Below are 11,493 nucleotides of genomic sequence, written 5' to 3' on the forward strand. Positions count from 1 at the left end.
TTATATCCTAAAAAACTTTTTAAATTGAATAGATGTTTATGGTTATATCCATAAAAATTATTATAAAAAATAGTATCTTTGAGGATATAACCATAAAAAATGATTTTACGAGAAGTATATTTAGAGGCTGTAAGACCTTTTACAGATAAGCCGCAGATCAAAATTCTGACAGGAATTAGGCGTTCGGGCAAATCTACCGTATTGCAACTGCTGAAAGGAGAGCTTCTGGCGAAGAAAATAAAGCAAGGGCAAATAATTACTATCAATTTAGAGAGTCTGGAGTACGCTGATATATTGAATGCTTCTGCTTTGTATCAATATGTAAAAAGCAAAATCAAAACAAAGGATAAATATTATTTGCTTCTGGACGAGATACAGGAGGTAGAAAGCTGGGAAAAAGCAATCAATTCTTTTTTGGTAGATTTTGATGTCGATATTTATTTAACAGGCTCAAATTCGCATTTATTATCTTCTGAGCTGGCTACCTACCTTGCGGGAAGATACGTAGAAATTCCGGTCTTTACCTTATCCTATAAAGAATTACTGGACTTTAGAAATTTTTATTTTTCGGCAGAACAGAACAACAAAAACCTCTTTCTGGAATATTTGCGAAAAGGCGGTTTTCCGGTTATTCATACGGCAGATTATACGGAGGAATCGGCTTATAAGGTGGTGTATGATATTTATTCATCTGTGATTTTAAGAGATACGGTGCAACGGTATAAAATCAGGGATATAGAATTGCTGGAACGGGTTATAAAATATGCCTTTGATAATGTAGGCAATACTTTTTCCGGAAAAAATGTGGCCGATTATTTTAAAAGTCAGCACAGAAAAATTGACATTAACACCGTTTATAATTATCTGAATGCCTTGGAAGGTGCATTTATATTGTACCGTGTGCCCCGGTACGATTTAAAGGGGAAAGAAATCCTGAAAACGCAGGAAAAATTCTATGCAAGCGACATTTCTATTATTTATGCCACTATGGGAAACCGGGATAGAATGATAGCGGGAATATTGGAGAATATTGTTTTTCTGGAATTGAAAAGGAGGGCTTATAGCGTGTATGTAGGAAAACTGGACAATGCGGAAATTGATTTTATTGCAGAAAAGCGGGGACAAAAAATATATGTGCAGGTTGCATACAAATTAGAAAGTGAGGTCGCTGTAAATCGTGAGTTTGGCAATCTTTTATCTATTCATGACCAATACCCCAAATATGTGGTAACCATGGATGAATTTTGGAAAGATGCTATAGAGGGTGTCCGACATTTTTACATTTCAGATTTTCTGTTGGCGGATAGTTGGTAATGAATAAGGCTCTCCTTCTTTGTCAGCTGTAAACTTATTTCAAAGCTATATTAGCTTCCTGGTTCCTCTGTTGACTGCGCCGGAAGTTGTATAATAACTTTTCGATATTTTCCCTGCCTACAGGATTCTGGCTGTGTACCTCAAATTTTGGTAGGGGAAGGTTCGTGTTCAGGCAATACTCAACTAGCCATTTGGCACAATCATAACCTGATTTTTCTTCACCTAAATCATGATCGAATGATATAAATTGTGGTAAACCGTTTTCTGAAATGAATTTAACAAAAGCCTTATACGACCTAAGCTCAATAAAACCTTGAGGAATGGGCCGAAGGTCATCTAAATAAAGCCGGGTATTATTTAATGTCTGACTTTTCAAATGGAGTGATAAAAAGCAAAGTTTGCTAACTATTTATTAAATAATTGAGCTAATGTATCTCCCATTTTCCTCCCTCTTTTATCGGAATAATAAGCGTATGCACCATAATGAGGAATACAAAAAATATCTAGATCATTTAGGTTTCCCTTTTTTACTGTGTCGCTAACTTGTAAAATATTCTTTACACCATATTTTTTAAGCATTTTTTCATTAGTCAAAAAAAGTATGTTTTTGGGCTTAAGGATATCTATGAACTCCAAAGTTTTACTGATACAGAAATTACGCATTTCTATTGGTATTGAGTTTAAATCTTTTTCGGTTTTTGTATTAAAATAAATCATATTCATCATTACCGCATTTTTTAGTACAGATTTAAGTCCGTTTTCTTCAGTAAAAACCTTACTAAACGCCGCACGCATTGTATCAGCGCCTTTATTCTTATCTTCTATTTCCCAATAAGGTTTTTCTACCAATGTATTTACGCCATAATAAAGACTTTCATTTGTTCTTTTATCTTTTTTGTTCCTTTCAAGCCACTTAGAGTATTTTCCCTCTCCACCGGGATTAATACCAATTATCAATAAATCAGGGTTATATTTATTTATCGGGGTTTGAAAAACATAAAAATCTAAATCAATTTCTTTGGCATATTCATGACATTGGCTATTTACTTCTTCAAGCCACAAGTCTCTTTTTGGGATAAAATGTTTATTATTCATAATCTTTCTTTATTCTTTAAATGTATTAAAAATAATTCAGCACAAGCCATTGCATTGCTCAATGCGTCGTGGTGGTTAAATGGTATATTATATTGTTTGCATAACGAAGCCAGGTCATTTCCGAAAATTCTATGGGTACAGTGTCCGACAAAAGGAAAGAATGCTAAATTATAATATTTCAGAGTTTGCCTTAAACAAGGAAAATTAAAGGCGAAGCCGTTATGAGCAACTATATGCTGGAATCGAATAAAAACTCCAATTTGTTCCCAAATTTCATCGAACGCCTGCGCATCTGCTGTTTGCTCGGAAGTAATTCCGTGGATATTTGAAAACTTATCGCGGTAGTAATTGTCAGGAGGCTGAATTAAACCAGATAGCTTTTGGGTTATAATTCCATTCTTCACCCGGACTAACCCAATCTGGCAGATACTCCAACGTTTACCATGTGCGGTTTCGAAATCAATAGCGGTAAAGCTTTTCATAATTTACAATGCTGGTGCATGTTTCCCTTTATGCGCCCCATTGGGATGCTTGGAACAACTTGAATTGGTTAAGCTGGATACGTTAGTGTACTTTTGTCCACAATACTCACAATAATAATTTGCCATTTTTATTAATATTACAGGTTTATTTAATTTTCGTTCGGTATTTTAAATCCAATTTGGTTAGCTTTCGCTAATTGTAGAAAAGCCTTTTCATCCTGATTATAAATGGATGTTAGTGTCATAGGCTGATAGATATCTGAGCTAAAGCCCAATTTGGCTGAAAGTTGCCTGGCTTTTTTAATTTCAAGTTCCTTAAACTCGTATTTAGCAATTAACCTGCCTTTGCGCAATAACGCGTTATCAATTTTTGAAATGTCGGTATTAAAAGAGCAGATTACCTGAATATTTAAACAGTCTGCCAATAGCCCGTCTGAAATATTCAACAAAGCAGAAACGGGCGAAGCCCCATTCTGCTCCCGGTCGACAACAATATTTTCCGCATCTTCAATTACAAGAACCGCATTGGTATGGTATATAAGAATGGAAATAAGATTTGGGCTTGCAAGAGCACTTGCCATATTGGGTGGCAAAAAGATTACAGTTTTTTTTAGTGCAGTAATTAAATAACGTATATATGAAGTTTTTCCGGTGCCCGGTTTACCATGCAGTAGTACAAGTCCTTTGTCATTCTTCTTTGATAAACGCTTGAGTATGGTTTTATGAATGTCTATGAAATCATCATTATAATTATCTTCAATGCTTAGTTTGGGTTTAGTGATTGGTAGGTATCTGGTTTCAATGCCTTCTGGACCATTTATGAGTAATGCAATTTCGGGGTTACACTTTGGTTTTCGCTTTTTAAATTTGCGAAGGTCGTTAATAATCCTCTCGATTTTAGTCAGGTGTTCTTTGAAATAGAAAGCGAATTATTGAGGTGTTAACATAAAAACAGATAATCAAGTCTTCATATAAAAAATAAAAAACCTCATCGGGGTCTCCTTTCTTATGCTGATTGTCAAACTCCTTATTATAATAATGTCTTTTTATCTCTGATGAATAGTTGTCAATAAGCCAGCCATTGGCCTTTTTATAATCAATATCTTCTTCGTAAATAGAATTAGGAATATTATTAAAATGTGCTATAAACAGAGTGAAACCATTGAGATACCTGTGTTTTTCTGAGAAAACCTCCGAAATCCTCATTTTAGAAGTTGTTTCGCTAAGATCAAAGGCCTTGTAGGCTTCATCGTTCAATGTAAGGTTAGTTGTTTGCATACTTCATGTCTCTAATTTCCATTCAAAAGTAGCAGCATGAAGCGCCAAAGAATGTCGCTCTGAAAATTTCTTTTTAAAAGGAGAGGATTAGTAACCTTTTCAAGATTTCAGCTTTTAATTCCGAATGGCCGGCTTTTCGCCTTGCTCAACTTTTCGCCTTCTACCTTCTCCCCTCCCGCCTCTGCAATATGTCATCCTGTCACTTAATTAGAATTGCCTGAAAGGTAAAAGAGGCTCAAAAACTGTCAAATTTTAACATAATTACAGTATTGGCACAAGGGTTGATGCAACATCAAAAGAATAATAATTAATAAGCGAACTATAAGAAAGGAATATACAGCATGTCAAAAATTATTGGTATAGACTTAGGAACAACAAACTCTTGCGTAGCGGTAATGGAAGGTAATGAGCCGGTAGTTATCGCCAACAGCGAGGGTAAGCGTACAACCCCCTCTATTGTAGCGTTTGTAGAAGGTGGTGAACGTAAGGTTGGTGATCCTGCCAAACGTCAGGCAATTACTAACCCTAAAAAAACCATCTACTCTATCAAACGCTTTATGGGAAACAGCTATGACGAATGTAAAAGGGAAATCGACCGTGTGCCTTATAAAGTGGTTAAAGGTGACAACAATACGCCTCGTGTAGAAATAGATGACCGTAAATATACTCCCCAGGAGATTTCGGCCATGATTCTTCAGAAGATGAAGAAAACAGCTGAAGATTTTTTGGGACAGGAAGTTTCGGAGGCGGTGATTACTGTACCTGCCTATTTTAACGATGCGCAGCGTCAGGCGACCAAGGAAGCCGGTGAAATTGCAGGATTGAGTGTAAAACGTATCATCAACGAACCTACAGCAGCAGCTTTGGCTTACGGACTTGACAAGGCCCACAAGGATATGAAGATCGTAGTGTTCGACTGCGGTGGTGGTACCCACGACGTTTCTGTGCTTGAGTTGGGTGATGGCGTTTTTGAAGTGAAGTCTACTGACGGTGATACCCACCTTGGTGGTGATGACTTTGACCAGGTGATCATTGACTGGTTAGCCGAAGAATTTAAGAATGAAAACGGCATGGACCTCACCAAGGATCCGATGGCTTTACAACGCTTAAAAGAAGCTGCCGAAAAAGCTAAAATCGAGCTGTCAAGCTCTACTGCTACAGAAATTAACCTGCCATATATAACCGCCGACCAAAGCGGTCCTAAACACCTTGTACGCAATCTGTCACGTGCCAAATTTGAGCAATTAGCAGACAGCTTAATTAAGCGTACTATTGAACCCTGCCGTTCTGCCTTGAAAAATGCAGGATTGAAGGCTTCTGATATTGATGAAGTGATTCTGGTGGGTGGTTCTACCCGTATTCCGGCTATCCAGGAAGCCGTTAAGAGCTTCTTTGGTAAAGAACCGTCAAAAGGTGTAAACCCCGACGAAGTGGTTGCTATTGGTGCGGCTATACAAGGTGGCGTATTAACCGGTGAGGTAAAAGATGTGTTATTATTAGACGTTACCCCGCTGTCGTTAGGTATTGAAACCATGGGCGGTGTAATGACCAAGCTCATCGAGGCTAACACAACCATCCCGACCAAAAAATCGGAAGTATTCTCCACCGCATCTGATAATCAGCCTTCGGTTGAGATTCATATTCTGCAGGGTGAGCGTCCGATGGCTAATCAGAACCGTACTATTGGCCGTTTCCACTTAGACGGAATACCGCCTGCACCTCGTGGTGTGCCTCAAATTGAAGTGACTTTTGATATTGACGCAAACGGTATCCTGCACGTATCTGCCAAAGATAAAGCGACCGGTAAGGAACAAAAAATCCGTATCGAAGCGTCTTCCGGATTGACTGATGATGAAATCAAGAAGATGAAAGATGAAGCGGAAGCCAATGCCGAGGCCGACAGAAAAGCTAAAGAAGAGGTAGATAAGCTGAACAGTGCCGATGCGCTGATATTCTCAACTGAAAAACAGCTGAAGGAATATGGCGATAAAATTTCAGCCGATAAGAAAGCTCCGATTGAGGCTGCGCTTAAGAAGCTGAAAGATGCACATGCAGCTAAAAACTTCGCTGATATTGATGCTTCACAAACTGAGCTTAATAACGCCTGGGCTGCCGCTTCTGAAGAGATGTACAAAGCTACTCAGGAAAGTGCAGCGGGTGGTCAGCAAAGCGCCGCATCTGATGCCGGTAATGCTTCTGCAAACAACGGTGCCGATGATGTAACCGATGTTGACTTCGAAGAAGTGAAAGACGATAAGAGCTAAAGTCCGTTTGGCTTAAATAAACAAAAAAGCTACTCAGAAATGGGTAGCTTTTTTGTTTTGAACTAATTTGAATATTATGCTTTCAATAAATCCAGCACCTGTTGTGATGAATTGGTAGTGTCTACCTTATCGATAATTTTTTTGATAATGCCGTTTTTGTCAATGATAAAAGTTTTTCGGGCAGTACCCATATATTTTTTACCATACATGTTCTTTTCTACCCAAACGCCATATTGTTCAACAATATTTTTGTCGGTATCGGCAATAAGAGTAAATGGTAGCTGGTGCTTGCCAATAAATTTGGTATGCGATTTCTCATCGTCGGTACTTACGCCGATTACCTCAAAGCCCTGGTGTTGCAATTGCTGGTAATTATCCCTGAAGTTACATGCTTCGCTGGTACAGCCCGGCGTATCATCTTTAGGATAAAAATATAATATTATATCCTTGCCTTTAAAATCGCCAAGCGATACGGGTTTGCCATCCTGGTTGTTGGCGGTGAAATTAGGGGCTTTATCGCCTTCTTTTAATTGTGCCATGGTGCTAAGTTAAAAGTAAAAAGTTGAAAGTGAAAACTCTAAAGTGCATGCGTACAAGCTGTTTGTAAATTCAAAAGTAAAAAGTGAAAATTCAAAAGGCCGTACACACAGGCCATTATATAGCTTACAAATGTGTTACTTGTTTTTTGTCTGAATAGTCGGGATTTTCCCGAACATACGCATTAGCGTCAAGTTAAGAAGCTAAAAAGCCCCCTGCCGTCCTTCCGGACTTGATCCGGAATCTCCTTAATAGTAGCATAAACCCAGCATTAAGACCCTGAATCAAGTTCAGGGTGACGAGGGTTCTGGGCTTTTTAGCTCTGCCTGTACTTTTTCTTTTTTATTCAACTATTTAATTATCAATCAATTATGTGTAATCTCATAAAATTAACTTGACGCGTATGCGAACATACGGGACTCAACTTTTCACTTTCGACTTTTCACTTTCACACTATTTATAAAATGTTGCCGTGTAGGTTGTGCTGTTTTGCTTTAAATCGGTAACAACTAATTGGAATGTATGTTTCCCGGGTTTAAGATTATCCTCAAAAGTGTGCCATAGAGTTGCTGTAGACGGATTAAATTCCATCAATACCCAGTTGCCGTCAATATAACCGTTGAATGTGCCTATACCGGTAAGGTTGTCGGAAATACGGAAAGATATCCGCTCTATGCCTGCAAGTGATTTTCCGTCGCTGATATTGAGCGGACGTATTACCGGTGCAATGGTATCTACACCGACATAAAAATTACCAAAATTTCGTGTGGTAGTTTTTACATAGCCGTTGTCAAACTTTCCGCCCTGTGGTATGCCACGCGTATCCATAATAATGGCCTTAGGCTGAAGCTCGGGACGAAGGGTTGAGTCGGGCTTTATCCATAGCTCGTATCCCTGATGTACCGGGATAAGCCGGGTATGGATATGTTCTGTTTTTGAATATCCACGGATCGGCTTGGCACTTTCCGAATATTGAAAGCTGATATCACTGTACAGGTTCCCTTTTGGGATGAATACGCGTACATTTTCATTGCTGAACTCGTTATCCTGGTTGTACAAAAATGTTTTTACACCGGGCGTTTCTTTGGCTTCTAAAATAGCTTTGGGGTTATATTTTAATTTAAAACTTAGTGTGCTGGTATTTCCCCGGGCATCTTTAACGATATATTGCAGGTTGTGCACCGAATCGTCGCTAAGCCGGATAATGCCACGATTTTGAACAATTTTATAAATGGTTAGTGGATTTCCGGGTTCCACAAAGCTCTTTTGTATGGTTCGGCCCATAGTGAGTAATGCCGGATAATCGATGTGCGAGTTGACGGCCCGGCTGTTCTGGAAAAAGAATCCTTCTAATGCCGACAGGTAAATGGGCTGACCGTCTAATTGCAACTCGATAGAATATACGCCGTTCTTATTGCCTCCGGGGACATTCTGATCGTATGTCATTATACCGAAACCAACTTCATTACCTGCCTGTATAACCGGAGATTGGTTGATATGATAATTACCATTTGCGCCTACTATCTGGAAATATTGTTTTGGCGTATTCTGGCTAAAGGGCAGTCCGTTGAGGCGATACATATATAAACCATTAATAACCGGTTTTACATTGTCGGGTACTTCCAGGCCAAATAATTGGGGGTTAATGGTTTCTTCAGTTTTAGTATCGCGTATCTCGAAATGAAGATGTGGCCCGGCAACAGCACCGGTACGCCCCGACCAGGCAATAATCTCACCTTTTTTTACGGGAATCTCTATGGGCATTAACGGAAAATCAACATCAAACCGTTGCTGTCGGTACTGATACGCTTTTACTGCCTGACTAATGCGGGCGTTAAAACGTTGTAAATGCATATATACCGTGGTATAGCCATTGGGGTGATTGATATAGACGATGTTGCCTCCGCCGCCAATTTGTACGCGTAGGCGGGAAATATAGCCGTCTTCGCGGGCATAAACGGGGTAACCTTCACGCTGGTTAGTGCGGTAATCCAGCCCGGAATGAAAATGTCCACCACGGATCTCGCCGAATGAACCTGCCAGTGATGGCGGTAGGTCTAATGGTTTGGTGAAATAATCATGGGGATAATTTCGTGAAGTATATACATCTTGTGCTGTAAGCCGGAGAGTGATTGAAAGAAATAATAAAAGGTTAAATAGCTTCATTTATGGTAGGAAGTATAAAGTTGAAAGTAAAAAGTCAAAAGTTGAGTGTAGCGACATCACGACCCTTCGGGATTTATTCATCAGTGATATTCATTGTTATTTAATATAGAAGTCAAGTAGTTTTTCAGTTTCAAGATAAGCCTCCAGGTGATCGCCGATGTGAATTTTACCAACACCTTTTGGTGTGCCGGTAAAAATGAGGTCGCCTTTTTTTAAGGTGATATATTGCGATACAAAAGCTATTATTTTCTCGAACGAGAAGATAAGGTCTTTGGTATTGCCTTGCTGGACAGAAATATTGTTTATTGAGAGGCCAAAGTTAAGATTATACAGGTTGCTGAAATTGTTCTTAGGCAGAAACCTGCTCACGGGGGCTGAATTATCAAATGCTTTGGCCAGTTCCCAGGGTAATCCTTTTTCTTTATGCTTTTGCTGAATGTCGCGGGCTGTAAAATCAATGCCCAGGCCGATTTCATCAAAGTAGTTCCCGGCAAATTTTTCCGAAATGTGCTTTCCTTCTTTGCAGATTTTGATAACAATTTCTACCTCGTGGTGGATGTTTTCTGAGAAATCCGGGTGATAGAACGGCTTGTTGTCGCGTAGCAGGGCGGTATCCGGCTTTAAAAAAATTACGGGAACTGTTGGAACAGGATTATTAAGCTCATGGGCGTGCTCCGCGTAATTTCTGCCAATAGCAATGATTTTCATACGGCAAAGTTATTCAGATTTTAGCATATAACAGTTAGCAACTGACAAAGAACAACTGACAGTTGTTTCACTCTGGTGCAAGGTTGAGTGGCTTCATGTATGGGTTAGCAGCTTTGATAACTTTTTAAAAGTTGTCAAAGCTATTAACACAGGCCTGGCTAAATTAAACCCGATTGACGTGTATACCGGCCTGTGGCTAATGCCGTGCGGCAGGTAAGCGGGCTGGAGTGCAGTATGAACAGAAAGCGGGACTATAGGTACATAGTTGCAGTAACTTTGCTTTTCTAAGCCCACCCCAGCCCTCCCAACCACGTGCCGCCTTAGCTTTAGCAGTGGCGCAAGGGAGGGAGGCGCTCCCTGGCTCTATGCACTTACTGCTATAATTGCTATATCCATTGTCCATTGTCCATTATCAACTGTCCCTTGTCAACTGTCCATTATCAACTGTCCATTATCAACTGTCCATTATCAACTGTCCCTTGTCAACTGTCCATTATCAACTGTCCATTATCAACTATCCATTATCAACTATCCATTATCAACTGTCCCTTATCAACTGTCCATTACTAAAAGAACTATGAACCATTTGCCATTAAACTTTTTCCTTCAACTGTTTGAATATCAAAATTAAACTTCTTATCTTTGCGCCCTTAAATAGAATAAAAGCAAATAATTAAAAAGACAAAAAACAGTAAATGCCTACTATTCAGCAATTAGTTAGGAAAGGTAGAGTAGCTCTGGAAGACAAGAGTAAGTCGCCAGCGTTGGACAGCTGTCCACAGCGAAGAGGAGTGTGTACCCGTGTATACACCACTACCCCTAAGAAACCAAACTCAGCTATGCGTAAAGTTGCCCGTGTGCGTTTAACAAATGGCAAAGAAGTAAACGCGTATATCCCTGGCGAAGGGCACAACCTGCAGGAACACTCTATTGTGTTGATTCGTGGTGGTCGTGTGAAAGATTTACCGGGTGTGCGTTACCACATCATTCGCGGTGCATTAGATACTTCGGGTGTTAATGGCCGTAACCAGCGTCGTTCAAAATATGGTACCAAGCGTCCTAAACCGGGTCAGGCTGCGGCACCAACAGGTAAAAAGAAATAATAAGGGAGGGAACATACAATGAGAAAGTCAAAACCAAAAAAGAGGATTATTCTTCCTGACCCTAAGTTCAATGACGTGATGGTAACACGTTTTGTGAACAATATGATGTACGATGGCAAAAAAAGTATTGCCTACTCTATATTCTATGATGCGGTTGATCTGGTAGAGAAAAAAACCAGCGAAAGCGGCCTGGAATCATGGAGAAAAGCATTGAACAACATCATGCCATCGGTTGAGGTAAAATCACGTCGCGTAGGCGGTGCTAACTTCCAGGTGCCTACAGAAGTTCGTCCTGAGCGTAAAATTGCTTTGGGAATGAAATGGTTGATCCTGTACGCCCGCCGTCGCGGAGAGAAAACCATGATGGAAAAGCTGGCCGGCGAAATTATTTCGGCTGCCAAGGGTGAGGGTGCTGCGGTAAAGAAGAAAGAAGATACCCATAAAATGGCCGAAGCGAACAAAGCATTCTCGCACTTCAGATTCTAATAAAGATAAAGAGGATTACACGGATTTCGAAGATTACACAGATTAACTCATTAAATAATC

Annotated in this window: 12 protein-coding genes; 4 read left to right on the forward strand and 8 right to left on the reverse strand. The window is 39.8% G+C overall.

Features of this window, described 5'->3' with window-relative positions; translation table 11 throughout:
* The first annotated feature begins 99 nt into the window (after positions 1–99).
* Complete coding sequence (locus tag FW774_RS17070) at positions 100–1,314, forward strand: ATP-binding protein (RefSeq protein ID WP_149349434.1); 1,215 nt, start codon at positions 100–102, stop codon at positions 1,312–1,314.
* Between the two features lie 34 nt (positions 1,315–1,348).
* Here the strand turns inward: FW774_RS17070 and FW774_RS20935 are convergent, their stop codons facing one another.
* From FW774_RS20935 to FW774_RS17095, 5 genes are all read right to left on the reverse strand, one after another.
* Positions 1,349–1,690 carry a cyclic-phosphate processing receiver domain-containing protein gene (locus tag FW774_RS20935; RefSeq protein ID WP_149349435.1) on the reverse strand — a complete coding sequence of 114 codons (342 nt, stop codon included), beginning with the start codon at positions 1,688–1,690 and terminating at the stop codon, positions 1,349–1,351.
* A 29-nt stretch (positions 1,691–1,719) separates the two neighbouring features.
* Positions 1,720–2,409, reverse strand: coding sequence for a hypothetical protein (locus FW774_RS17080; RefSeq protein WP_149349436.1), 690 nt, complete (start codon positions 2,407–2,409; stop codon positions 1,720–1,722).
* On the reverse strand, positions 2,406–2,891 hold the full coding sequence (locus FW774_RS17085) for an exonuclease domain-containing protein (RefSeq protein ID WP_149349437.1): 486 nt from the start codon (positions 2,889–2,891) through the stop codon (positions 2,406–2,408). The genes FW774_RS17080 and FW774_RS17085 overlap by 4 nt, the downstream gene beginning before the upstream one ends.
* 149 nt (positions 2,892–3,040) lie before the next feature.
* Entirely contained in the window at positions 3,041–3,796 is a 756-nt protein-coding gene (locus FW774_RS20685; protein WP_149349438.1) for an AAA family ATPase, read from the reverse strand.
* Positions 3,789–4,169, reverse strand: coding sequence for a hypothetical protein (locus FW774_RS17095; RefSeq protein WP_149349439.1), 381 nt, complete (start codon positions 4,167–4,169; stop codon positions 3,789–3,791). Before FW774_RS17095 ends, FW774_RS20685 begins: the two co-directional genes overlap by 8 nt.
* Before the next feature lie 341 nt (positions 4,170–4,510).
* On the opposite strand from FW774_RS17095, the gene dnaK reads away from it, so the two are divergent.
* Positions 4,511–6,433, forward strand: a complete 1,923-nt coding sequence (gene dnaK / locus FW774_RS17100; protein WP_149349440.1) for a molecular chaperone DnaK — start codon at positions 4,511–4,513, stop codon at positions 6,431–6,433.
* 74 nt (positions 6,434–6,507) lie between these two features.
* Here dnaK and bcp read toward each other — a convergent pair whose 3' ends face one another.
* The 3 genes from bcp to FW774_RS17115 form a co-directional block, all read right to left on the reverse strand.
* Positions 6,508–6,972 (reverse strand): thioredoxin-dependent thiol peroxidase, encoded by a 465-nt coding sequence (bcp, locus tag FW774_RS17105; protein ID WP_149349441.1) that lies wholly within the window; start codon positions 6,970–6,972, stop codon positions 6,508–6,510.
* 451 nt (positions 6,973–7,423) lie between these two features.
* Positions 7,424–9,136, reverse strand: a complete 1,713-nt coding sequence (locus tag FW774_RS17110; RefSeq protein WP_149349442.1) for a M23 family metallopeptidase — start codon at positions 9,134–9,136, stop codon at positions 7,424–7,426.
* 96 nt (positions 9,137–9,232) lie between these two features.
* Complete coding sequence (locus FW774_RS17115) at positions 9,233–9,844, reverse strand: fumarylacetoacetate hydrolase family protein (protein ID WP_149349443.1); 612 nt, start codon at positions 9,842–9,844, stop codon at positions 9,233–9,235.
* A 695-nt stretch (positions 9,845–10,539) separates the two neighbouring features.
* On the opposite strand from FW774_RS17115, the gene rpsL reads away from it, so the two are divergent.
* Entirely contained in the window at positions 10,540–10,947 is a 408-nt protein-coding gene (gene rpsL / locus FW774_RS17125) for a 30S ribosomal protein S12 (protein ID WP_149349444.1), read from the forward strand.
* Positions 10,948–10,965: 18 nt separating this feature from the next.
* Entirely contained in the window at positions 10,966–11,433 is a 468-nt protein-coding gene (gene rpsG, locus FW774_RS17130; RefSeq protein ID WP_149349445.1) for a 30S ribosomal protein S7, read from the forward strand.
* Positions 11,434–11,493 lie beyond the last annotated feature (60 nt).

Source organism: Pedobacter sp. BS3, assembly GCF_008274585.1.
In the GTDB taxonomy this organism is placed as follows: domain Bacteria; phylum Bacteroidota; class Bacteroidia; order Sphingobacteriales; family Sphingobacteriaceae; genus Hufsiella_A.